Annotated in this window: 19 protein-coding genes and 4 tRNA genes; 19 read left to right on the forward strand and 4 right to left on the reverse strand. The window is 59.0% G+C overall.

The annotated features are described in order from the left end of the window. Nucleotides 1–76 precede the first annotated feature (76 nt). The gene (gene pvdQ, locus POR16_RS08960; protein WP_005893709.1) at nt 77–2,398 is read left to right on the forward strand and encodes a bifunctional acylase PvdQ; all 2,322 of its coding nucleotides are present in this window, start codon (nt 77–79) and stop codon (nt 2,396–2,398) included. A 62-nt stretch (nt 2,399–2,460) separates the two neighbouring features. Here pvdQ and POR16_RS08965 read toward each other — a convergent pair whose 3' ends face one another. Together POR16_RS08965 and POR16_RS08970 are read right to left on the reverse strand one after the other, a co-directional pair. Then, nucleotides 2,461–2,775 carry a hypothetical protein gene (locus tag POR16_RS08965; RefSeq protein WP_005893711.1) on the reverse strand — a complete coding sequence of 105 codons (315 nt, stop codon included), beginning with the start codon at nt 2,773–2,775 and terminating at the stop codon, nt 2,461–2,463. Between the two features lie 246 nt (nt 2,776–3,021). Further along, nucleotides 3,022–4,218 (reverse strand): amino acid aminotransferase, encoded by a 1,197-nt coding sequence (locus POR16_RS08970; protein ID WP_005893713.1) that lies wholly within the window; start codon nt 4,216–4,218, stop codon nt 3,022–3,024. Nucleotides 4,219–4,606: 388 nt separating this feature from the next. Here POR16_RS08970 and uvrB point away from each other — a divergent pair, with 388 nt between their 5' ends. From uvrB to POR16_RS09015, 9 genes are all read left to right on the forward strand, one after another. After that, complete coding sequence (gene uvrB / locus POR16_RS08975) at nt 4,607–6,622, forward strand: excinuclease ABC subunit UvrB (protein ID WP_005893715.1); 2,016 nt, start codon at nt 4,607–4,609, stop codon at nt 6,620–6,622. 290 nt (nt 6,623–6,912) lie between these two features. Beyond that, complete coding sequence (gltX, locus tag POR16_RS08980) at nt 6,913–8,394, forward strand: glutamate--tRNA ligase (protein ID WP_122381320.1); 1,482 nt, start codon at nt 6,913–6,915, stop codon at nt 8,392–8,394. Between the two features lie 150 nt (nt 8,395–8,544). Beyond that, nucleotides 8,545–8,620: transfer RNA gene (locus tag POR16_RS08985), tRNA-Ala, on the forward strand. A gap of 89 nt (nt 8,621–8,709) precedes the next feature. Continuing rightward, nucleotides 8,710–8,785 (forward strand) — tRNA-Glu (locus POR16_RS08990). Between the two features lie 52 nt (nt 8,786–8,837). Then, nucleotides 8,838–8,913: transfer RNA gene (locus POR16_RS08995), tRNA-Ala, on the forward strand. 44 nt (nt 8,914–8,957) lie between these two features. Then, nucleotides 8,958–9,033: transfer RNA gene (locus POR16_RS09000), tRNA-Glu, on the forward strand. A 286-nt stretch (nt 9,034–9,319) separates the two neighbouring features. Beyond that, nucleotides 9,320–9,781, forward strand: coding sequence for an acyl-CoA thioesterase (locus POR16_RS09005; RefSeq protein WP_005893720.1), 462 nt, complete (start codon nt 9,320–9,322; stop codon nt 9,779–9,781). Nucleotides 9,782–9,810: 29 nt separating this feature from the next. Beyond that, the gene (locus POR16_RS09010) at nt 9,811–10,791 is read left to right on the forward strand and encodes a tRNA dihydrouridine synthase (RefSeq protein WP_005893721.1); all 981 of its coding nucleotides are present in this window, start codon (nt 9,811–9,813) and stop codon (nt 10,789–10,791) included. Between the two features lie 101 nt (nt 10,792–10,892). Then, complete coding sequence (locus POR16_RS09015; RefSeq protein WP_005893722.1) at nt 10,893–11,336, forward strand: Hsp20 family protein; 444 nt, start codon at nt 10,893–10,895, stop codon at nt 11,334–11,336. A gap of 66 nt (nt 11,337–11,402) precedes the next feature. Here the strand turns inward: POR16_RS09015 and POR16_RS09020 are convergent, their stop codons facing one another. Beyond that, complete coding sequence (locus POR16_RS09020; RefSeq protein ID WP_005893723.1) at nt 11,403–13,562, reverse strand: putative bifunctional diguanylate cyclase/phosphodiesterase; 2,160 nt, start codon at nt 13,560–13,562, stop codon at nt 11,403–11,405. 67 nt (nt 13,563–13,629) lie between these two features. Further along, the gene (locus tag POR16_RS09025; protein ID WP_005893725.1) at nt 13,630–14,502 is read right to left on the reverse strand and encodes a LysR family transcriptional regulator; all 873 of its coding nucleotides are present in this window, start codon (nt 14,500–14,502) and stop codon (nt 13,630–13,632) included. A 146-nt stretch (nt 14,503–14,648) separates the two neighbouring features. Between POR16_RS09025 and leuC the strand changes: the two genes are divergently transcribed. The 9 genes from leuC (at nt 14,649) to POR16_RS09070 (ending at nt 24,576) form a co-directional block, all read left to right on the forward strand. Further along, nucleotides 14,649–16,073, forward strand: a complete 1,425-nt coding sequence (gene leuC, locus POR16_RS09030; protein WP_005893727.1) for a 3-isopropylmalate dehydratase large subunit — start codon at nt 14,649–14,651, stop codon at nt 16,071–16,073. A gap of 10 nt (nt 16,074–16,083) precedes the next feature. After that, a complete protein-coding gene (leuD, locus tag POR16_RS09035) occupies nt 16,084–16,725 on the forward strand; it encodes a 3-isopropylmalate dehydratase small subunit (RefSeq protein WP_005893728.1) in 642 nt (213 codons plus the stop codon). 147 nt (nt 16,726–16,872) lie between these two features. Beyond that, nucleotides 16,873–17,955, forward strand: coding sequence for a 3-isopropylmalate dehydrogenase (gene leuB, locus POR16_RS09040; RefSeq protein ID WP_024669562.1), 1,083 nt, complete (start codon nt 16,873–16,875; stop codon nt 17,953–17,955). A gap of 70 nt (nt 17,956–18,025) precedes the next feature. Continuing rightward, nucleotides 18,026–19,138, forward strand: coding sequence for an aspartate-semialdehyde dehydrogenase (gene asd, locus POR16_RS09045; RefSeq protein WP_005893731.1), 1,113 nt, complete (start codon nt 18,026–18,028; stop codon nt 19,136–19,138). A 175-nt stretch (nt 19,139–19,313) separates the two neighbouring features. Continuing rightward, on the forward strand, nt 19,314–20,318 hold the full coding sequence (locus POR16_RS09050) for a 2-dehydro-3-deoxygalactonokinase (protein WP_053931300.1): 1,005 nt from the start codon (nt 19,314–19,316) through the stop codon (nt 20,316–20,318). 1 nt (nt 20,319) lies between these two features. After that, a complete protein-coding gene (locus POR16_RS09055; protein WP_005893734.1) occupies nt 20,320–20,955 on the forward strand; it encodes a 2-dehydro-3-deoxy-6-phosphogalactonate aldolase in 636 nt (211 codons plus the stop codon). Between the two features lie 55 nt (nt 20,956–21,010). Further along, a complete protein-coding gene (dgoD, locus tag POR16_RS09060) occupies nt 21,011–22,159 on the forward strand; it encodes a galactonate dehydratase (protein ID WP_005617237.1) in 1,149 nt (382 codons plus the stop codon). Nucleotides 22,160–22,376: 217 nt separating this feature from the next. Further along, entirely contained in the window at nt 22,377–23,687 is a 1,311-nt protein-coding gene (locus tag POR16_RS09065; RefSeq protein ID WP_024669565.1) for an MFS transporter, read from the forward strand. Nucleotides 23,688–23,766: 79 nt separating this feature from the next. Further along, nucleotides 23,767–24,576, forward strand: coding sequence for an IclR family transcriptional regulator (locus POR16_RS09070; protein ID WP_005896935.1), 810 nt, complete (start codon nt 23,767–23,769; stop codon nt 24,574–24,576). Nucleotide 24,577 lies beyond the last annotated feature (1 nt).

Genomic DNA, 24,577 nt, shown 5'->3' on the forward strand with positions numbered 1-24,577 from the left:
AAAAATCGCTGCCCGCACTTCGTTTAACGGGAGCGGCTAATTCGGGTCGTCTCGTGGAGTTGGAGTCAGCGTGATTATGTCCAGAGCATTGCCCGGTTTTCTGTTTGCAGGTCTTTCGTTTGCAGTGATATTGCCTGCACAGGCGCTGGTTGCGCATGAACAAAAGGCCGCTGGCGCCGAGATCCGGCGCACCGGTTTTGGCGTGCCGCACATCGTCGCGGACGACGAGCGAGGTCTGGGTTTCGGCATCGGTTATGCCTATGCGCAGGACAACCTTTGCCTGCTGGCCAATGAAGTCGTTACCGTCAACGGCGAGCGTTCGCGCTATTTCGGGCCGGACAAGGCGACCCTTGAGCAGCGTAACAACATGGCCAGCGATCTATTGTTCAAGTGGCTCAACACGCCTGAGGCGCTGGTGGATTTCTGGAAGGCGCAGCCGCCGGAGATTCGCCAGTTGATGCAAGGCTATGTGGCTGGTTACAACCGTTCTCTGCAGGAGCAGAAGGCCAAGGGCCTGCCGCAAGCGTGCGCGGCTGAATGGCTTCGGCCGATCAACACTGATGATCTGGTGCGTCTGACGCGCCGTCTGTTGGTCGAAGGCGGAGTCGGGCAGTTCACCGAAGCCTTTGCCGGGGCCAAGCCGCCTTCTGTGCAAAAGCCCTTGCAGGTTGATCAGCAGCAGGTTCAAGCCCTGCAGATGGCTGCTGTCCGCAACGAGCGCTTTACTTTGGAACGCGGCAGTAATGCAGTGGCGGTGGGGCGTGATCTGTCTGCCAACGGCCGCGGCATGCTACTCGCCAATCCGCACTTTCCGTGGGGCGGCGGCATGCGCTTCTATCAAATGCACCTGACCATTCCCGGTAAGCTGGACGTGATGGGCGCAGCGCTGCCCGGCCTGCCGTTGATCAACATCGGGTTCAACCAGCATCTGGCCTGGAGCCATACCGTCGATACGTCGAAGCACTTCACGCTGCACCGTTTGCAGCTCGATCCGAAGGACTCGACTCGCTACCTGCTGGACGGCAAATCCATCGCAATGGGCAAACAGCAGGTGAGTGTCGAGGTGAAACAGCCGGACGGCAGCCTCAAGGCCGTGCCGCACATCATCTATTCATCGACGTTCGGCCCGGTGGTGCAGTGGCCGGGCAAGCTGGACTGGGACGACAAATTCGCCTTCAGCCTGCGGGACGCCAACCTGGAAAACGATCGGGTGCTGCAGCAGTGGTATGCAATGGACAAGGCTGACAGCCTCAAGGCGTTTCAGGATTCGGTACACAAGATTCAGGGCATCCCGTGGGTCAACACCCTGGCGGTCGATGCCAATGGGCAGGCGCTGTACATGAACCTGTCGGTGGTGCCGAACGTTGATGCAGTGAAACTCGCCAAATGCAGCGACCCGCGTATTGGTACTGAGTTGATCGTGCTGGACGGCTCACGCAGCCAGTGCAACTGGGACGTTTCCCCGCAGGCGGCGCAAGCAGGTATTTATCCTTCGTCACGCCAGCCGCAGTTGTTGCGGACTGATTTCGTGCAGCACTCCAATGACTCGGCCTGGATGGTCAACCCGGCTGCACCGTTGAAAGACTTTTCACCGCTGATCAGTCAGGACGGACAGCCGCTGGGCCAGCGCGCACGTTTTGCGCTGGATCGATTGGCCAATCTTGAAAGATCAGGCAAGGTCAGCCTCGAAAACCTGCAAGCGATGGTCATGGACAACGAGGTGTATCAGGCCGGGCAAGTGCTGCCGGATCTGCTGAAGTTCTGCGCCTCGCAGCTGGGTGACGATGCTGCGCGTCTGGCGCCGTTGTGTGCCGCGCTGAAAGTCTGGGACGGCCACGCTGATCTGAACAGTGGCATCGGCTTTGTGTACTTTCAGCAGATTATGAAGTCCATGCAAAACGTTGCGTCTCGCTGGCGCGTGGTGTTCGACCCGCAGGACCCGGTCCATACACCAAGCGGGCTGGCCATCGAGTACCCGGAAGTCGCCACCGCACTGCGCGCCGCCATGCTGGCTGCGATGGATGAGGTGGCCAAGTCAGGTCTTTCCGCCGAGAGTAAATGGGGCGACATTCAGGTTTCCAGTCTCAGCGGCAAACCGATTCCGATTCACGGGGGACCGGCGGGGCTCGGCGTCTACAACGCCATACAGACGGTTGCTGGCAAGGATGGCAAGCGCGAAGTGGTCAGTGGCAGCAGCTACCTGCAAGTGGTGACGTTCGACGAGCAGGGTCCCAAGGCGCAGGGTTTGCTGGTGTTTTCCGAGTCGAGCAACCCGCAGTCCGCTCATTCAGCGGATCAGACCGAAGCCTTCTCGAAAAAACAGTGGAGCACACTGCCGTTCACCGAGCAGCAGATAAAGGCTGACCCCGCGTATGAGGTGCAGGTCATCAAGGAATAGCTCGAACCCAGAGGCAATGGCAGCGCGTTTGGACCGTGTGGCCCAAATGCGCTGTAACGGTTTTAGCCGCCCTGAGTGTCGATGTCAGCGTCGACACCCTGGGTTTGTTGGTGGTTGCGCTGCTCCTGGGTCTTTTTCCCCTCCAGCTCGTGGTCCGGCACGTAGGCGCTGTCGCCTGACGACTGAGTCTGGCTCTGCGACTGGCTTTGGCTGGGGGCAGGGGTCTGGCCTTGTTTCTGGGCACCACCCTTTTCGGTTTCTGGCCCTACATCCGCAACCTGCGGCTCGATGGCTATATCGTTACGGTCCGGACCCGGTTCTGCAGGCGCGTCCTGATTAGGCGTCGGTTCTTTCTGGCGTTGCGGTTCAGTAGACATGAGTACCTCGCTATCTGGTTCAGAAAAATGTACTGACATAGTTTCGAGGGACTGCAGGCGGGATCGTTCGATGCATTTGCTGAGTGGTGGTGCGTGACGGAGTGTTGCGGCTGAGGCTAGCGGATACGCGATGTTCGCGAAGAACGCTGTCCAGTCCATGAAGATACATCGACTGGAACACCGCCTTCGCGAACAAGCGAAACGTTGCGCGGTTCGCTCTGACAAATACAAATTCGCGATGAGAGGTTAAAGCACCTTTTTGATCGCGTCGCAGACTACATCGATGTTCTTTTGATTCAGCGCCGCTACGCAGATACGTCCGGTGTCCAGCGCGTAGATGCCGAATTCGCTGCGCAGGCGCTGGGCTTGTGCGGCGGTCAGGCCGGAGTAGGAGAACATGCCGCACTGACGGCCGACGAAGCTGAAGTCCTGACCGGCCGGGTTGTCGGCCAGACGCTCGACCATCGCTTTGCGCATACCCTGAATACGCACGCGCATTTCGCCCAGTTCTTCTTCCCACATGGTGCGCAGTGCCGGGTCGTTGAGGACCGCAGCAGAAATGATCGCGCCGTGGGTCGGCGGGTTGGAATAGTTGGTGCGGATCACGCGTTTGACCTGTGACAGGACGCGAACGGTTTCTTCCCTTGAGTCAGTGATGATCGACAGCGCACCGACACGTTCGCCGTACAGCGACAAAGATTTCGAGAACGAGCTGGAGGCGAAGAAGGTCAGGCCCGACTCGGCGAACAGGCGCACTGCCAGCGCGTCTTCCTGGATGCCTTGACCGAAGCCTTGATACGCCATGTCCAGAAACGGTACATGGCCCTTGGCCTTGACCACTTCCAGGACCTTTTTCCAGTCGTCCAGACTCAGATCTACACCAGTCGGGTTGTGACAGCAGGCATGCAGGACAACCACCGAGTTGTTCGGCAGGTTGTGCAGGTCCTCGAGCATGCCGGCGCGGTTCACATCGTGCGTGGCCGCGTCGTAATAGCGATAGTTCTGTACCGGAAAGCCTGCGGTCTCAAACAGCGCGCGGTGGTTTTCCCAGCTTGGGTCGCTGATGGCTACAACGGCGTTGGGCAGAAGTTGCTTGAGGAAGTCGGCACCGATCTTCAGCGCACCCGTGCCGCCGACCGATTGAGTGGTCAACACACGGCCCGAAGCGATCAATGGCGACTCGGCCCCCAGCAGCAGCTTTTGCACGGCCTGGTCGTAGGCGGCAATACCGTCGATCGGCAGGTAGCCGCGCGGTGCATGTTGGGCGACGCGGATCTTTTCCGCTTCAGCCACGGCACGCAGCAGAGGAATGCGCCCGTCTTCATCACAGTAGACGCCCACGCCAAGGTTGACCTTGGTGGTGCGAGTGTCGGCGTTGAATGCTTCGTTGATACCCAGAATCGGATCGCGGGGTGCCATTTCGACAGCGGAGAACAGGCTCATTGTGCGGCGGCTCTTGATGAAGAGTGGGAAGGGGATACACGCTGCGGCTTGATGCGCCAAAGCGGTGCGCAAACAGAGGCTAGTATAGAGAGCATCCCCTTTGCGAGCGACAGGGCGGGGCGGGTTTTTTCAAGGTTTTTACGCATATTTGCAGAACGATCGTTCGGTTAAAACCTCAATGCTTTAAGTGGATGCCTTGAAAGGCGGATATATGACTCCATCTATTAGTCATCACTTCAAAACATCGCACGTCTGCTCCCTGGCGGGAATCGGCGTCGGCGGTGTTTTTGCCCCTGCGCCACTCACGCATCGGCGAACCCTTTACGCGCTTGGGTTGCCAGCGGATCCACGCCAGCGAAGCACACGCGAATCATTCAAGAGGTAAGTTATGTCCGAGTTCCAGCTCGTCACCCGTTTTGAGCCAGCCGGCGATCAGCCCGAGGCCATTCGCCAACTGGTCGAAGGGATCGACGCGGGGCTCGCACACCAGACCTTGCTGGGGGTAACCGGTTCGGGGAAGACGTTCAGCATCGCCAACGTCATTTCCCAGATCAAACGGCCCACGCTGGTACTTGCACCGAACAAGACTCTCGCTGCGCAGTTGTATGGCGAATTCAAGGCGTTCTTCCCTAACAACGCCGTCGAATATTTCGTCTCCTACTACGATTACTACCAGCCTGAAGCCTATGTGCCGTCGTCGGATACGTTCATCGAGAAGGATGCGTCGATCAACGACCACATCGAGCAGATGCGCCTGTCTGCGACCAAGGCGCTGCTGGAGCGCAAGGACGCGATCATCGTCACCACGGTGTCGTGCATCTACGGTCTGGGCAGTCCGGAAACCTACCTGCGCATGGTCATGCACATTGATCGCGGCGATAAACTCGACCAGCGTGCCTTGCTGCGGCGCCTGGCTGATCTGCAATACACCCGTAACGACATGGACTTTGCCCGCGCGACCTTTCGCGTGCGTGGTGACGTGATCGATATCTACCCGGCCGAGTCCGATCTCGAGGCGATCCGTGTCGAGCTGTTTGATGACGAAGTAGAGAGTCTTTCGGCATTCGATCCGCTGACCGGCGAGGTGATTCGCAAGCTGCCGCGCTTTACCTTCTATCCCAAGAGCCACTACGTCACGCCTCGAGAGACGCTGGTCGAGGCGATGGAAAACATCAAGGTAGAGCTGCAGGAACGCCTGGAATACCTGCGCAGCCAGAACAAGCTGGTGGAAGCTCAGCGTCTGGAGCAGCGCACCCGCTTCGATCTGGAGATGATGCTGGAACTGGGCTACTGCAACGGCATCGAAAACTACTCGCGTTACCTGTCGGGTCGTCCGTCCGGCGCGCCGCCGCCGACCTTGTTCGACTACCTGCCCGCCGATGCCCTGCTGGTAATCGATGAGTCTCACGTCAGCGTGCCGCAGGTCGGTGCGATGTACAAAGGCGACCGTTCGCGCAAGGAAACCCTCGTCGAGTATGGTTTCCGCCTGCCATCGGCGCTGGATAACCGACCCATGCGCTTTGACGAGTGGGAAGCAATTAGCCCGCAGACCATTTTTGTCTCGGCGACACCGGGCAATTACGAGGCGGAACACGCCGGCCGGGTTGTCGAGCAAGTGGTGCGTCCGACCGGTCTGGTGGACCCTCAGATCGAGATTCGTCCGGCGCTGACTCAGGTCGATGACCTGCTGTCGGAAATCCACAAGCGTGCGGCGCTGGAGGAGCGGGTGCTGGTCACCACGCTGACCAAGCGCATGTCCGAGGATCTGACCGATTACCTGAGCGACCACGGCGTGCGTGTGCGTTACCTGCACTCGGACATCGACACAGTGGAGCGCGTCGAGATCATTCGAGACTTGCGATTGGGTACGTTTGACGTGCTGGTGGGCATCAACCTGCTGCGTGAGGGCCTGGACATGCCGGAAGTGTCGCTGGTGGCCATTCTCGATGCAGATAAGGAAGGCTTTCTGCGCTCGGACCGTTCGCTGATTCAGACCATCGGCCGTGCAGCACGTAACCTCAATGGCCGGGCCATTCTGTATGCCGACCGGATCACCGGTTCGATGGAGCGCGCCATCGGCGAAACCGAGCGGCGCCGAGAGAAGCAGATCGCGTTCAACCTGGAGCACGGCATTACGCCCAAAGGCGTGTTCAAGGACGTCGCCGATATCATGGAAGGCGCCACCGTGCCGGGCTCGCGCAGCAAGAAGCGCAAAGGCATGGCCAAGGCCGCCGAAGAAAACGGCCGTTACGAGAACGAACTTCGCTCGCCGAGCGAGATAAACAAGCGCATTCGCCAACTTGAAGAAAAAATGTACCAGCTGGCCCGCGACCTGGAATTCGAAGCCGCTGCACAGATGCGCGACGAAATCGGCAAGTTGCGAGAGCGGTTGCTGACGGTTTGATCCGCAGGTCGTTATCCTGAGTGTCCAGTGTGATAAACAAGCCCTGACCCGGGCTGCCCAGGTTGCGCATGATGTACCGCGCGCCCCGATTTTGCTGCCGGTTCCCGGCAGATCGTGGACAAGTCCACTCCTACAGATCGCGGGCACTGTAGGGGTGGACTTGTCCACGAAGACGTTCAATGGGCATCCTGAGATGTGTTGTACGGAACTGATCACATCACCCACGCTGGAGCCTTATACCCCCGGCCTGTTAACATTCCGCGCTTGATTGACCTATTTCGGGATTTTCCATGACCACCGTTCGTACCCGCATCGCGCCATCGCCCACGGGCGACCCTCACGTCGGCACGGCCTATATCGCGTTGTTCAACTACTGCTTTGCCAAACAGCACGGTGGCGAGTTCATTCTGCGCATTGAAGACACCGATCAGTTGCGCTCGACCCGCGAGTCCGAACAGCAGATTTTCGACGCTCTGCGCTGGCTGGGCATCGACTGGAGCGAAGGCCCGGACGTCGGCGGCCCGCACGGCCCTTACCGCCAAAGCGAGCGATGCGAGATCTACAAGAAGTATGCGCAGCAACTGGTCGAACTGGGCCATGCCTTTCCGTGCTTCTGCACCGCCGAAGAGCTCGACGAGATGCGCGCCGAGCAGCAGGCCAGGGGCGAAACCCCGCGTTACGACGGTCGTGCCTTGCTGCTTTCCAAGGAGGAAGTCCAGCGTCGTCTGGACGCCGGCGAGCCGCATGTGATCCGCATGAAAGTGCCGACCGAAGGCGTCTGCGTGGTGCCCGACATGCTGCGTGGTGAAGTTGAAATCCCTTGGGACCGCATGGACATGCAGGTCCTGATGAAGACTGACGGTCTGCCGACCTATTTTCTCGCCAACGTTGTCGATGACCACCTGATGGGCATTACTCACGTACTGCGTGGCGAAGAATGGCTGCCATCGGCGCCGAAACTGATCCTGCTCTACGAGTATTTCGGCTGGGACAAGCCACAGTTGTGCTACATGCCGCTGCTGCGTAACCCCGACAAGAGCAAGCTGTCCAAGCGCAAGAACCCGACCTCTGTGACTTTCTACGAGCGCATGGGCTTCATGCCCGAGGCGATGCTCAACTACCTGGGCCGTATGGGCTGGTCGATGCCGGACGAGCGCGAGAAGTTCTCGCTGCAGGAAATGGTCGACAACTTCGACCTGTCGCGTGTCTCGCTGGGCGGGCCGATCTTCGATATCGAGAAGCTGTCCTGGCTCAACGGCCAGTGGTTGCGTGAACTGCCGGTCGAGGAGTTTGCTTCGCGTCTGCAGACATGGGCGCTGAACCCCGATTACATGATGAAGATCGCGCCGCACGTGCAGGGCAGGGTGGAGACCTTTAGCCAGGTCGCGCCGCTGGCAGGCTTTTTCTTCGCGGGTGGCGTCACGCCGGATGCCAAACTGTTCGAGCACAAGAAGCTGTCGCCGGAACAGGTGCGCCAGGTGATGCAGTTGATCCTCTGGAAACTGGAATCGCTGCGTCAGTGGGAGAAGGAGCGGATCATGGGTTGCATACAGGCCGTCGTCGAGCATCTGCAGCTCAAGCTGCGTGATGCCATGCCACTGATGTTTGCAGCGATCACCGGTCAGGCCAATTCGGTCTCGGTGACTGACGCAATGGAAATCCTCGGGCCGGACCTGACCCGCTTCCGCTTGCGTCAGGCACTGGATTTGCTGGGCGGCGTGTCGAAGAAAGAAAACAAGGAATGGGAAAAGCTCCTTGGCGCCATCGCATGAGGTAATGCCTGCGCTGCCAGTTACCTCCCGGTTTTGCGGGGGGGGTGAATGGTAAGTGGTTGTATTACCGACAAAAAATTTTGGAAATTGTAAAAAATAAATTTGACAGCTCTGCCACTCACGCTTAATATGCGCCCCGTCCACTTATGTGGGGCTTTAGCTCAGCTGGGAGAGCGCCTGCATGGCATGCAGGAGGTCAGCGGTTCGATCCCGCTAAGCTCCACCAAATTTAGCGTTTCAGAACTTCGCTACACTGTTCTGGGATGATGCAAGGCAGCCGGATCCAGCGACCGGTTATCTGCAGAAGAAGGTTTTGTCCCCTTCGTCTAGTGGCCTAGGACACCGCCCTTTCACGGCGGTAACAGGGGTTCGAGTCCCCTAGGGGACGCCAGTTTTACCGAGTGATGCTGTAAGGCTGATCTCCGCCGAGAGGCGAAAAATCTGGGGCTTTAGCTCAGCTGGGAGAGCGCCTGCATGGCATGCAGGAGGTCAGCGGTTCGATCCCGCTAAGCTCCACCAATTTGCCAGGGTTCACCAATCGGTGATCCTGACTGAAGGTTTGCGTCCCCTTCGTCTAGTGGCCTAGGACACCGCCCTTTCACGGCGGTAACAGGGGTTCGAGTCCCCTAGGGGACGCCACGATTTCCCGCTATGCGGGACCAAGGGTCATTCGATTATTGAATGGCCCTTTTGTTTTTCCAGGGTTTGAAAATCCTTCTTTCCGGTTTTGCTCCGTCATACACCAATCTTGTTGAGCATAGTGTCGAAATCCCGACTATCGTGCCGACGCTCTGCGTCGGTATGCCGTTCAGGATGTTCCGCGTCTTCTTCAGTCTGTGAGCGCACATCTCGTACCTGCACGTGGGAACCAGAGCCATGACCCGCTACACTCCCGCTAATCGCATTCACTCAAGCAGGAGCACGCATGGTCTGGGATCGGGCAACGCCTTTCGTCATTGACCTTAACGTCGGCGCCGAAGAAATAGACGGGCTGGGGCATGCCAATAACGCGGTATACGTTTCCTGGCTTGAACGCTGCGCCTGGCGGCATTCGCAGTTTCTGGGCCTGGACCTGACCGAGTATCGGCGTCTGGACCGGGCCATGGCAGTGGTCAGGCACGAGATCGACTACCTTGCAAGTGCCTACGAGAACGACGAACTGCAACTGGCGACCTGGATCACTGACTGGGACCGCCGCCTGAAAATGACCCGCTGCTTTCAGCTCAAGCGGCCTGCCGACAACCTGACATTATTGCGCGCGCAAACCACTTTCGTGTGCATCGAGCTATCGAGCGGAAGGCCCAAACGCATGCCGGTAGAGTTTATCGAAGGCTACGGCTCGGCGATTCTCGACAGCGACATTTCCAATCCGCACGCCGGGCAGTAAACTGCCGGACTTTTTTTCGAGTGTGATCCATGCAAATTGCTCTGGCGCCCATGGAGGGGTTGGTCGACGACATCCTGCGCGATGCCCTGACGAAAGTGGGTGGCATCGACTGGTGCGTGACTGAATTCATCCGGGTGTCCGAGCGTTTGATGCCGGCGCACTACTTCTACAAGTACGCTTCGGAGTTTCACAAGGGCGCCAAAACTGACGCAGGCACGCCTTTACGGCTCCAGCTGTTGGGCTCCGATCCGGGGTGTCTGGCCGAGAATGCTGCGTTCGCCTGCGAGCTGGGTGCACCGGTACTGGACCTGAACTTCGGTTGCCCGGCCAAGACCGTCAACCGCTCCCGTGGCGGTGCCATTCTGCTCAAGGAGCCGGAACTGCTGCACTCCATCGTCAATCAGGTGCGCCGTGCGGTGCCCCGACACATCCCCGTGACTGCCAAGATGCGCCTGGGCTACGAAAACACTGATGGCGCGCTGGATTGCGCCCGGGCGTTGGCCGACGGCGGGGCAGAGCAGATCGTCGTTCATGCACGTACCAAGGTCGATGGCTACAAGCCGCCGGCGCACTGGGAGTGGATTGCGCGCATTCAGGAAGTGGTCAAGATCCCGGTAGTCGCCAATGGCGAGATCTGGACCGTTGATGACTGGCTTCGCTGCCGTGAGATCTGCGGCGCGCGGGACATCATGATTGGTCGCGGTCTGGTGGCGCGCCCTGACCTTGCCCGGCAGATTGCTGCGGCTCAGAAGGGCGAAGAGGTTGTGCCGATGACCTGGGAGGAGTTGCAGCCTATGCTGCGTACCTTCTGGCAGGACTGCCTGGTCAAGATGACGCTCATTCAGGCGCCGGGCCGCCTGAAGCAATGGCTGGTGCTGCTGACCAAGAGCTACCCGCAAGCCACTCTGATGTTCGATTTGCTTCGTCGCGAAACCGACTGCGCGCGGATCAGCGTGTTGCTCGGTTGCTCATCCGAAATCCAACCCGACGAACGGTCGATAAAAGCCTGAAAAAAGCCTCTTGAAAAGCGAATGGCTGTCCCTACTTTGGTGATCAAGCGATGCCGAAAACGGGTCGCGTAAACCACTCGCTGATAAACAGGAGAATTGTTATGGCTACTGCATTTTCTCTGGCTCCACTGTTTCGCAATTCAGTGGGATTCGACCGCTTCAACGACCTCTTCGAGTCGGCGGCACGAAATGAGACAACCAGCGGCTACCCTCCCTACAATGTGGAGCGGCACACCGATGACCATTACCGAATCGTGATTGCTGCAGCAGGCATGCAAGAGCAGGATCTCGAGTTGCAGGTTGAGAAAGGTGTGCTGACCGTGATCGGCAGCAAGCGTGAGCAAGAAGCCGAGAACGTTACTTATCTGCATCAGGGTATTGCCCGGCGTGAATTCAAGCTGTCGTTCAGGCTGGCTGACAATATCGAAGTCAAAGGGGCCGATCTGTCTCACGGCCTGCTGAATATTGACCTGGTGCGGAACGTGCCGGAAGAAGCAAAACCAAAGCGTATTCCGCTCAACAGCCAGAAAGCGCTGGAAAACTGATCCGTCAGGTGACGTTGAGTCAGCGGCACGTAACAGCAAAGGCGCCTTCGGGCGCCTTTGTTTGTTTCAAGGATGATGTGCAGGCCGTTTTAGTTGCAGCAGCGATTCGAACTCAGGACCGGGCAGCGGCTCGCTGAACAGATACCCCTGATAGTTGTAACAACCTACTTTTTCGAGAAACGCCAGCTGCTCTGGAGTTTCTACGCCTTCGGCAATGACATTCAGCTTGAGGCTCTGAGCCATTGCCACGATGGCCCGAATGATTTCCGCATCATTAGGGTCATTGGCGGCGTCCTGAACAAATGACTGATCGATCTTCAGCGTATCCACCGGCAACCGTTTGAGGTAGGTGAGCGACGAGTAGCCGGTACCGAAATCATCCATGGCGAAGCTCACGCCCAGGCTTTTCAGGCTGCGCATCTTGAGGATCGTGTCGTCCAGATTCTGGATGACGATGCCTTCGGTTATTTCCAGTTTGAGCATGGAGGCAGGCAACTGATGTTGTTTCAGGCTGTGTTCTACGCGCTCGACGAAGTCGTTCTGACGAAACTGGCGAGGACTGATATTGACCCCCATCAGAAAGCGGTCTTTCGCAACCAGCCCCTGGCTCAACAGCAGGCCGCCGATTTTACAGGCATCGTCAAGAATCCTGCTACCAACCTCCAGAATCATGCCGCTCTCTTCCAGTATCTGGACAAACTGGTCGGGAGGCAGCAGGCCATACTCCGGGTGCTGCCAGCGCAGCAGCGCTTCTGCCCCCGTTATCTGGTTGTCTCGGCAATCGACCTGAGCCTGAAAATGCAGATGGAATTCATTACGGGTCAGTGCCATGCGCAAATCGTTTTCGAGCTGCAAGCGCTTGCTGACCGCCTGCTGCATTGACACGTGGAAGAACTGTGACGTATTGCGTCCGGCATCCTTGGCGCGATACAGGGCGATATCGGCACGCTTGAGCACATCGGCCGGGGTCAGGCCGTCATCGGGAATCAGCACTATACCGATGCTCGGTGTCACCTGCAGGCGATGTCCATCGAGGAACATCGGTTCGGCCAGCAGCACGCGCAGGTTGTCGGACAGGACCCGCACCTTGCGAGTGACTTCATCCAGAGAGCCGTCCAGCCCGCAGATCAGCACCACAAATTCGTCACCGCCCAGACGGGCCACGGTGTCTTCCTGGCGCACGCTGGCTTCCAGTCGCGCGGCGACCACATTAAGCACGCTGTCACCCACCGGATGGCCGAGCGAATCATTGATGTGTTTGAAATAGTCCAGGTCCAGAAACAGCAGGGCGCCGCGCAGGTTCTGGTGCTTGAGCAGTGACAACTGCTGACCGAGCCGGTCCATCAGCAACGCTCTGTTCGGCAGCCCGGTCAGCGGGTCGTGATACGCCAGGTGGTGTATCTGCGCCTGGGCGTTTTTCAACTGACCAATGTCGCGCGCGTTCATGAGCAGGCAGGCGGTTTCGTTCAGGGTGATGAAGTCCACCGAGATATCCAGCACCAGCGGGTCGCCATTTTTGTCGCGACCGTTCATTTCCCGGTGATGCACACGGCCTTTCAGGCGCAGCTCGTCGATCATGTACTCGCGCTGCAACGTGTCGGTCCAGATACCGATTTCATGCGCCGTGCGGCCGACCACTTCCTGAGCGCTGAAGCCGGTGAGCCGGCAGAAGCCGTCGTTGACTTCCACGTAGCGTCCCGAGTCGATTTCGGTGATGGTGATCGAGTCCGGGCTTGAGTGGAACGCCTTGGCGAACTTCTCTTCACTGGCCTCAAGGGCTGCCTGGGCTCGTTTCTGGGTGATGTCCATCAGCGTGCCGGCCAGTCTCGACAGTTGACCCTGAGCGTCCCGGTATAGCCGGGCACGACTTTCGAGCAGGCGCGATGAACCGTCTATGAGTTGGAAGCGGTAGATGATCTGCAGGTAGTCATCGTGATTGTCGACGGCCGCCTGGTAAGCATCGCATATTCGGCGGCGCTCTTCGGTGGGCAGCCTGCTGAAGAAACGTTCGGCATCATCGTCGAATGGCTGTGCGCCCATGCCATGCAGGTATGCCGTTTGCGTCGAGGCTTGCATTCTGTTGCTGACGACGTCCAGATCCCATGTGCCCATCTGCGCGAGATCCAGTGCCAGTTGCAGGCGGTCACCGGTCTCTTTCAGCAGGCGCAGCGCATCATCGTGCGATGGCTTGCCTGGCGATGAAGCAGTGTGTGGCGGGTTGGGCATGGGATCACTGGCCTTTGATTGATAAAACCGTTAGAGCGAGCGGTCCGCGTTCTGCAGCGGGGCTTATTTACTGTGTCTGCGCGTCAAGCAATTTCATGAATGCTCTTGCTGCATTTGAAAGCGTTCGTTCAGTGTGCAGGATGTAGCCTAGCTGGCGATTGAGTTGCACGCCGGGCAATGGAATACGCGCTACTTGCTCATCGAGCATGGTGCGCGGCAGAACGCTCCAGGCCAGGCCGATGGAAACCATCATCTTGATGGTCTCCATATAATTGGTGCTCATTGCAATGTTGGGCTTGAGGCCCTGAGCCTCGCACAGCTTGCTGACGATGTGATGGGTGAAGGTGTTGCTGCCCGGAAACACTGCCGGGTAACGCACTATGTCTTCAAGTTTCATCGGCCCGCCGTTGGCCAGCGGGTGTTCAGGGGCTGCAACGAAGTCCAGTGGGTCGTCCCAGACGGGCATTGCGCGGATCAAGGTATGCGGTTCGGGCGCCAGGGTGATGACTGCAAGCTCTGCGCGGCCATGCAGAATCTCTTCGTATGCCACTTCCGAATCGAGAAACTGGATGTCCAGCGCAACCTTCGGGTAGGCGCGAGTGAAGGCCCGCAGCACGGGGGGCAAGCGATGCAGGCCGATATGGTGGCTGGTCGCCAAGGTCAGGCGGCCGGTAACTTCGCCGGTCAGGTTGGTCAGCGCGCGTCGGGTGTCATCCAGCACGTTGAGAATCTGATAGGCGCGGGGCAACAAGGCGCGGCCTGCTTCGGTAAGGCTGACTTCGCGACCCAGGCGGTCGAACAAACGGACATTGAGCTGCTGTTCCAGGCCGGCAATGCGCTTGCTGATCGCAGGTTGGGTGATGTGCAGCCGCTCACCGGCGCCGGAGAAGCTTCCGGTCTCGGCGATAGCGATAAAGGCATTGAGGTTGGCGAGGTCCATAGTCGGATTCCATTTGGTTATCCAAAGCATGAAAATTATGAATTTGAGTTATTTAAGCATATTCCATACGATGAACACACAAGCCGAAAGGGTCATCATCACGATTGCCCAAGGCATATAAAGAAGCTGATGAGGAAGTACGTCCGATGGCCGGGAAAACGCTCTACGACAAGCTCTGGGATTCGCATTTGGTCAAACAGCGCGACGACGGTTCGGCGCTGATCTACATTGACCGGCATATCATCCACGAAGTGACCTCGCCGCAAGCGTTCGAAGGCCTGCGGCTGGCGAAGCGCAAGCCATGGCGGATCGACTCGATCATCGCCACGCCTGACCACAACGTTCCGACCACCGCAGAACGCAAGGGTGGCATCAATGCCATTGAAGATCAGGTGTCGCGTCTGCAGGTGCAGACCCTCGACGACAACTGCGACGAGTACGGCATCATCGAATTCAAGATGAACGACCCGCGCCAGGGCATCGTTCACGTCATCTGCCCGGAGCAGGGCGCAACCCTGCCAGGCATGAGCGTGGTCTGCGGCGACTCGCACACCTCGACCCACGGCGCGTTTGGCGCACTGGCGCACGGTATCGGTACTTCGGAGGTCGAGCATGTGCTCGCCACCCAGTGTCTGGTGGCCAAGAAAATGAAGAACATGCTGGTCTCGGTCGAAGGGCAACTGCCGTTCGGCGTGACTGCAAAAGACATTGTGCTGGCCGTGATCGGCAAGATCGGCACCGCCGGCGGTAACGGTTATGCCATCGAGTTCGCCGGCAGCGCGATTCGCGACCTGTCGATCGAAGGTCGCATGACCATCTGCAACATGTCCATCGAAGCAGGTGCCCGGGTCGGCATGGTGGCTACCGACGAGAAAACCGTCGAGTACGTCAAAGGCCGTCCGTTTGCGCCGAAGGGCGCTGAATGGGACCTCGCCGTCGAGGCCTGGAAAGACCTGGTGTCCGATCCGGACGCCGTGTTCGATACCGTGGTCAAGCTTGATGCTGCGCAGATCAAACCGCAGGTCAGCTGGGGTACTTCTCCGGAAATGGTGCTGGCGGTCGATCAGAACGTGCCGGACCCTGCGCAGGAGCCGGACCTGGTCAAGCGTGGCTCCATTGAGCGCGCCCTCAAATATATGGGCCTGAAAGCCAATCAGCCGATCACCGATATCCAGCTGGATCGCGTGTTCATCGGCTCCTGCACCAACTCGCGGATCGAAGACCTGCGTGCCGCTGCCGATGTCGCCAAAGGGCGCAAGGTGGCCGCGACCATCAAGCAGGCCATCGTGGTGCCCGGTTCCGGTTTGATCAAGGAGCAGGCCGAGAAGGAAGGGCTGGACAAAGTCTTCATCGAAGCTGGCTTTGAATGGCGCGAGCCGGGCTGCTCGATGTGCCTGGCGATGAACCCGGACCGTCTGGGTTCCGGTGAGCACTGCGCGTCCACCTCCAACCGCAACTTTGAAGGCCGTCAGGGCGCTGGCGGTCGCACGCATCTGGTAAGCCCGGCGATGGCTGCTGCGGCGGCGGTCAATGGCCGTTTCATCGATGTCCGCGACTTGATCCAGCTTTGAGGAATCCAGCATGAAAGCCTTTACCCAGCACAGTGGCCTGGTCGCTCCTCTGGACCGAGCCAACGTCGACACTGACCAGATCATCCCCAAGCAGTTTCTCAAGTCGATCAAGCGCACGGGCTTTGGTCCGAACCTGTTCGATGAATGGCGTTACCTGGACGTGGGACAGCCTTATCAGGACAACTCCAAGCGTCCGCTGAACCACGATTTCGTGCTCAACCACGAGCGTTATCAGGGGGCCAGCGTTCTGTTGGCTCGGGAAAACTTCGGCTGTGGCTCCAGCCGCGAGCACGCACCGTGGGCGCTGGAAGAGTACGGTTTTTGCGCAATCATCGCGCCGAGCTACGCTGACATCTTCTTCAATAACAGCTTCAAGAACGGCCTGTTGCCGATCATTCTGAGCGAAGCTGACGTTGACGAGCTGTTCAAGCAGGTCGAGGCAAGCCTCGGCTATCAGTTGAGCATCGACCTGCAAGCACAGACCGTCACCCGGCCTGACGGCAAGGTCCTGAGCTTTGAAATCGACGCGTTCCGCAAACACTGCCTGCTCAATGGTCTGGACGACATCGGCCTGACGCTGATGGATGCCGACGCAATCGCCAGTTTCGAGAGCAAGCACCGCGCCAGCCAGCCGTGGCTGTTCCGCGACTGATTCAGTTATCGCAACCTGTCTGTTTGCCAGCAAGGTGCCCTGCGCCTTGCTGGCAAAAGTGTTTAAGACAGGTGATAAATTTTTCGCCGCTGCGAGCGTTATAAACAGGCGTTGTTCACGACGCCGATGTACAAAATCGAGGATGTTATGAGCAAGCAGATTCTGATTCTCCCAGGTGATGGTATCGGTCCGGAAATCATGACGGAAGCGGTCAAGGTGCTGGAACTGGCCAATGAAAAGTACCAACTGGGCTTTGAATTGACCCACGACGTGATCGGCGGTGCAGCCATCGACAAGCATGGCGTGCCGCTGGCCGACGAGACCCTCGACCGCGCACGTGCAGCCGATGCCGTCCTGCTCGGTGCAGTCGGCGGTCCGAAATGGGACACCATCGAACGCGACATCCGTCCTGAGCGCGGTCTGCTGAAAATCCGTTCGCAACTGGGCTTGTTCGGCAACCTGCGTCCGGCGATCCTTTATCCGCAACTGGCCGACGCGTCGAGCCTCAAGCCGGAAATCGTTGCTGGTCTGGACATCCTGATCGTTCGCGAACTGACCGGTGGCATCTATTTTGGCGCGCCACGCGGTACTCGCGTGCTGGATAATGGCGAGCGTGAGGCTTATGACACGCTGCCGTACAGCGAAAGCGAGATCCGCCGCATTGCCAAGGTCGGTTTCGACATGGCTATGGTGCGTGGCAAGAAGCTTTGCTCCGTGGACAAGGCCAACGTGCTGGCCTCCAGCCAGTTGTGGCGTGAAATCGTCGAGCAGGTCGCCAGGGACTACCCGGAAGTCGAACTCAGCCACATGTACGTCGACAACGCCGCCATGCAACTGGTACGAGCACCCAAGCAGTTCGATGTGATCGTCACCGACAACCTGTTTGGCGACATCCTGTCCGATCAGGCGTCGATGCTCACTGGCTCCATCGGCATGCTGCCGTCGGCCTCGCTGGATACCGCCAACAAGGGCATGTATGAGCCTTGCCACGGTTCGGCACCGGACATTGCCGGCAAAGGCATCGCCAACCCGTTGGCGACCATTTTGTCGGTGTCGATGATGCTGCGTTACAGCTTCAACCTGACCGATGCCGCCGACGCTATCGAAAAAGCCGTCAGCTTGGTCCTGGACCAGGGTATCCGTACCGGCGACATCTGGTCCGAGGGCCATGTCAAAGTCGGTACGCAGGAAATGGGCGATGCAGTAGTCGCCGCGCTGCGGAATCTGTAATCTCTCTGGCCCGCCGCCTGCTGTTCACGCGCAGAGCGGCGGTCCCACTTTTATTCAAGGTGTAGTTGCGATGAAACGTGTAGGTCTGATCGGTTGGCGTGGCATGGTCGGTTCCGTGCTCATGCAGCGGATGCGGGAAGAGCAGGACTTCGATCTCATTGAGCCGGTGTTCTTCACTACCTCCAACGTCGGTGGCCAGGCGCCTTCGGTGGGCAAGGATGTTGCGCCGCTGAAAGATGCCTACAGCATCGATGAGCTGAAAACCCTCGACGTGGTTCTGACCTGTCAGGGCGGCGACTACACCAATGAGGTGTTCCCCAAGCTGCGCGAAGCAGGCTGGCAGGGCTACTGGATCGACGCGGCCTCTAGCCTGCGCATGCAGGATGATGCCGTGATCGTGCTTGACCCGGTCAACCGCAAGGTCATCGACCAGCAACTGGACGCGGGCACCAAAAACTACATTGGCGGTAACTGCACGGTCAGCCTGATGCTGATGGGCCTGGGCGGTCTGTTCGATGCCGGTCTGGTCGAGTGGACGAACGTCATGACCTATCAGGCGGCTTCCGGTGCCGGTGCGCAGAACATGCGTGAGCTGATCAGGCAGATGGGCGCGGTACACGCCTCGGTGGCTGACGAGCTGGCCAACCCGGCCAGCGCCATTCTGGATATCGACCGCAAGGTGGCAGAAGCCATGCGCAGCGAGTCGTTCCCGACCGAGAACTTCGGTGTGCCCCTGGCTGGCAGCCTGATCCCGTGGATCGACAAGGCGCTGCCGAACGGCCAGAGCCGCGAAGAGTGGAAAGGCCAGGCCGAGACCAACAAGATTCTTGGCCGTTTCAAGAGTCCGATCCCGGTCGATGGTATCTGCGTGCGCATCGGTGCCATGCGTTGCCACAGCCAGGCACTGACCATCAAGCTGAACAAGGATGTCCCGATTGCGGATATCGAAGGCCTGATCAGCCAGCACAACCCTTGGGTGAAGCTGGTGCCGAACAACCGTGAAGCCAGCATGCATGAGCTGAGCCCGACGGCCGTGACCGGTACCATGAGCGTGCCGGTAGGCCGTCTGCGCAAGTTGAACATGGGCTCGCAATACTTGGGCGCGTTCACGGTAGGTGACCAGCTGTTGTGGGGCGCGGCCGAACCGCTGCGTCGCATGCTGAGGATCCTGCTGGAGCGTTGATACTGCGGCTTTATACGAAACCCGCTGCCTGCAAGGGCAGCGGGTTTTTTATGGTCGACAGTTTTTACTTCTATGATTTCCCTATATATGGGATTGAAATTTACATATTGAGATAACTGTAACAACAGGTTTATAGTCGTTCTGCACTCACTCCAATAAAACAACAGGTGAAGCAATGCAGGCGCAACTGATCGCACTCGATTGGGGGACGACTTCCCTTCGGGCTTATCGACTTGGCGAGCACGGCCAGGTGCTAGAACAGCGCGCGCTAAGCGCGGGCATCATGCAGTTGCCGACTACGCCGCGCCTTATTTCCGGGCAGCTGTGCAGTAACGGTTTCGATCTGGCGTTCGATCAGGCCTGCGGCGACTGGCTGGATGCCGAGCCCGAGTTGCCAGTGATCGCCTGCGGAATGGTCGGCAGCGCACAGGGCTGGCGAGAGGCGGCTTATCGGGAAACGCCTGCCAGCGTCAACGAGCTGAGTGCCGCCTTGCATACCGTGCGCAGCGCAAGTGGCGTTACCGTTCATATCATTCCCGGCGTGTTGCAGCGTGCAACCCTGCCCAATGTCATGCGTGGCGAAGAAACTCAGGTGCTGGGTGTGCTGGCCGGCCTAGACACTCAGGTTGATGGCCAGCCATTGCTGATCGGGCTACCGGGCAGCCATTCCAAATGGGTGCAGGTCGTTCGCGGACGCATCGTACATTTCGACACCTTCATGACCGGCGAGGTCTATGCCGCCCTGTGTGCGCATACGATTCTGGGCCGCACCATGCGGCCTGGCGAGGCGTTCGATGAGCAGGCCTTTGATCGCGGGTTGTCGATTGCCCTGTCGGATGCGGGCTCTGCCGGGCCGCTGTCCACCATTTTCAGTACCCGAACGCTCGGACTGACCGGGCAATTGCCCGCGAGCGCCCAGCCTGATTACCTTTCCGGCCTGTTGATCGGCCATGAGCTGGGCGCCATTGCCCGGCTGCATCTGCATAACCATGAACACCTGCCCGCAGTGATCCTGATTGGTAATGAGCTGCTGTGCGCGCGTTACGCACGAGGGCTGGTCGTCTGTGGGTTCCCAGGGGTGACATTGGCCGAGCAGGCGACCGAGCGCGGCCTGTGGCAAGTCGCTGTCCAGGCTGGCCTGATCGCGCGTCGTTCGTCCCAACACATTCGAGAGGTTTGACATGCTCAAGCAAGCATTGAAGGAAAACGGTCTGGTCGCGATTCTACGTGGCCTGCGTCCCGAAGAAGCACCGGCAGTGGGCGATGTGCTGTACGAGGCCGGGTTTCGGGTCATCGAAGTGCCGCTCAACTCACCGCAACCGTTCGACAGTATCCGCTTGCTGCGCCAGCAACTGCCTGCCGATTGCCTGATCGGTGCCGGAACAGTGTTGAACCCCGAGCAAGTGACCCAGGTCAAGGATGCCGGCGGGCAAGTCATCGTCATGCCGCACAGCGATGCCAGGGTATTGCGTGCCGCCAAGGCCGCCGGACTGTTTCTATCGCCAGGCGTCGCGACGCCGACCGAGGCGTTTGCTGCGCTGGCGGAAGGCGCGGATGTGCTCAAGCTGTTTCCTGCAGAGCAGATGTCGCCTGCGGTGGTCAAGGCATGGCTCGCGGTCTTGCCGAAGGGCACGATCCTGCTGCCGGTCGGCGGTATCTCGCCCGACAACATGAAGGTGTTCCTGGACGCAGGGGTGAAAGGCTTCGGCCTCGGGTCCGGGCTGTTCAAACCCGGCATGAGTGCTGCTGATGTCGCCGAGCGGGCCAAGGCCTATGTGGCCGCCTGGAAACAGCACAGCGCAGCGCATTCAGACTGACCGGCACTCTGGCTGCTTTAAACCAATAAGAGAATCAACAAGAGAAACCGCATCCATGAAAATCACCAAACTCACCACATTCATCGTTCCGCCGCGCTGGTGCTTCCTCAAGGTCGAGACCGACGAGGGCGTCGTCGGCTGGGGCGAGCCGGTGGTCGAAGGTCGCGCGCACACCGTGGCTGCCGCTGTGGAAGAGCTTTCCGATTACCTGATCGGCAAGGACCCGCGCAACATTGAGGACATCTGGACAGTGCTGTACCGCGGTGGCTTCTATCGTGGCGGCGCAATCCACATGAGCGCGCTGGCAGGTATCGATCAGGCGCTTTGGGACATCAAGGGCAAGGCGCTGGGAGTGTCGGTCAGCGACCTGCTTGGTGGCCAGGTGCGCGACAAGATACGTGTCTACTCATGGATTGGCGGTGATCGTCCTGCCGACACGGCGCGGGCGGCCAAAGAGGCGGTAGAGCGCGGTTTTACTGCCGTGAAGATGAATGGCACCGAAGAGCTGCAGTTTCTCGACACTTTCGACAAAGTCGACCTGGCATTGGCCAACGTTGCTGCTGTGCGTGACGCGGTGGGACCGAATGTGGGCATTGGCGTGGATTTCCATGGCAGGGTTCACAAGCCGATGGCCAAGGTGCTGATGAAAGAGCTGGATGCCTACAAGCTGATGTTCATCGAAGAACCAGTGCTCAGCGAGAACTACGAAGCACTGAAAGAGCTGGCGCCGCTGACCAGCACGCCCATTGCACTGGGCGAACGGCTGTTCTCGCGCTGGGACTTCAAGCGCGTGTTGAGCGAAGGCTACGTTGACATCATTCAGCCTGATGCGTCCCACGCGGGCGGCATCACCGAGACCCGCAAGATCGCCAACATGGCCGAAGCCTACGACGTTGCGCTGGCGCTGCATTGCCCGCTGGGGCCGATTGCGCTGGCTGCCTGCCTGCAGCTGGACGCGGTTTGTTACAACGCCTTTATTCAGGAGCAGAGCCTGGGTATCCACTACAACGAAAGCAACGATCTGCTGGATTACGTCAAGCATCCGGAAGTCTTCGACTACGACAAAGGCATGGTCAAGATTCCCAATGGTCCGGGCCTTGGCATCGAAATCAACGAAGAGTACGTCATCGAGCGCGCCGCCATCGGCCACCGCTGGCGCAACCCGATCTGGCGCCACGCCGATGGCAGTTTTGCGGAGTGGTAGGGCGACTCCATGATCGTGCACACGCTCTTCGTTCAGCGTTTTATACAAGTCGGCTTTTGATTCTGGCCGAAGGCCGTGGGGAGCGAACAAATTCGCTCCCCACGGCCTTCGGCCAGAAGCCAATCTATGGGCTTCTCAGGACTTATGTATAACGCTGAGCGCGCAGCGTGGGAACGAGAGTTCGCCAAATAATAAATCCAACAAGAGGCTACATTCCATGCGCACTCGAACTATGGAAGGTGCAGCATCGCTGGTAACGCCGTCCCGCAAGCGTTTCTTTATCATGGTGCTGCTGTTCATCACCGTGGTGATCAACTATCTCGATCGCAGCAATCTGTCCATCGCGGCGCCAGCGCTGACCGCCGAACTGGGTCTTGATACGGTGCATGTCGGGCTGATCTTTTCCGCCTTCGGCTGGACCTATGCCGCCATGCAACTGCCCGGCGGCTGGCTGGTTGACCGTGTGCCGCCGCGCATCCTTTACACCGCTGCGCTGCTCCTGTGGTCCATTGCCACCATCATGCTCGGTTTCGCCGCCAGCTTCATCGCGCTGTTTGTGCTGCGCATGGCCGTCGGCGCGCTGGAGGCGCCAGCCTATCCAATCAATAGCCGGGTGGTGACCACCTGGTTCCCAGAGCGCGAGCGCGCCACGGCCATTGGCGTCTACACCTCGGGCCAGTTCGTCGGCCTGGCGTTCCTGACGCCGATACTGGCCTGGCTGCAGGCGCATTACGGCTGGCACATGGTGTTTGTCGTTACGGGCGGGGTCGGCGTGCTGTGGGCGTTGATCTGGTACATGGTGTATCGCGAGCCGCGTGACTTCAAAGGGGTCAATCAGCAGGAGATCGACCTGATCAAAGACGGTGGCGGTCTGGTAGATATCCAGCGCGACGTCGAAAAACAGAAGCAGGGTTTCAGCTGGATGGACCTGGGCATCGTACTGAGCAAGCGCAAGCTGTGGGGTATCTATCTCGGGCAGTTCTGTCTGAATTCCACCTTATGGTTCTTCCTTACCTGGTTCCCGACCTACCTGGTGAAATACCGGGGCATGGACTTCATAAAATCCGGCCTCTTAGCATCATTGCCATTCCTGGCGGCGTTTGTCGGTGTGTTGTGTTCAGGCTTCTTCTCCGACTGGCTGATCCGCCGTGGCCATACGGTAGGCTTCGCCCGCAAGCTGCCGATCATCGCCGGCCTGCTGATTTCCACGTCGATCATAGGTGCCAACTTCGTTGACTCGACGCCGCTGGTCATTGCCTTCCTGGCGTTGGCGTTCTTTGGTAACGGACTGGCCTCGATCACCTGGTCGCTGGTCTCGACCCTGGCTCCGGCGCGCCTGTTGGGCCTGACCGGCGGTACCTTCAATTTCATCGGCAACCTGTCGGCCATCGCCACGCCGATCGTGATCGGTTTTCTGGCGTCGGGCGATTCGTTCGCGCCAGCGATCACCTATATCTCGATGCTGGCGTTGTTGGGAGCGCTGTCCTACATCCTTCTGGTAGGAAAAGTCGAACGTATCGAGCTCTGATGTCGACGTCTGCGGACGCTGGCGACGATAATGCCGCCAGCTTTCGATCCGAATCCTTTCTGTCCGAGCAAGGCCTTTCATGCACAACGACTTACTCCCCGCTGAACCTCTCACCAGCAAAGAGCCGGCCCCGACCGGCACCCAGACCCTTTTACGCGGGCTGGGCGTGGTTCAGGCGGTGGCCGGGGGCGCACGCGACCTGAAGGAAATAGCCCGGTTGATCGGCACTACACGCAGCACTACCCATAGGCTGGCCAGTTGCCTGGTCGATGAGCGCTACCTGCGCGTGGTGCCGCAGGTGGGTTACCTCCTTGGGCCTAAGCTGATCGAACTGGGTTTTCAGGCTCGTGAGGAAGTGCCATTGGCGATGCTTGCACGCCCATACCTCGATCAACTCTCGGAACTGACGGGCGATACCGTGCATCTGGCTGTGCGGGAAGGGGACGACGTGCTTTACCTGCACAAGAATCCTGGCCGCAACGGCCCGGAAATGCGCTCGAGGGTCGGGCACCGCATGCCACTGGTGCGAACCGGTATAGGCAAGGCATTGTTGCTGGACAGTGCGCAATCGGAATGGCAGCGGCTGTACGAGGTCAGCATGCCGGCGTCAGGCAGGAACCCGCTGTGGCCTGCGCATGAGCAGCAAACCTGGGCGCAATTGCAAGCGCGAAGGGAAGAATACGTTCAAGGAGGTTATGCGTTTGATCTTGAGGACAACGAACCGTCGATCCGGTGTGTCGCCGCTCCGGTACGTGATGCCAGCAAACAGATCGTTGCCGGCATCAGTGTTGCCAGTACCGTGCCTTACATGCCGCTTGAGAAGATGGCCGAGCTGGTCCCGCTGATCAAGAAGATTGCAGCGGAACTCTCGGCCGATCTCGGCGGCTGAT

The organism is Pseudomonas coronafaciens pv. oryzae str. 1_6 (assembly GCF_000156995.2).
GTDB classification, from domain to species: Bacteria; Pseudomonadota; Gammaproteobacteria; order Pseudomonadales; family Pseudomonadaceae; genus Aquipseudomonas; species Aquipseudomonas tremae.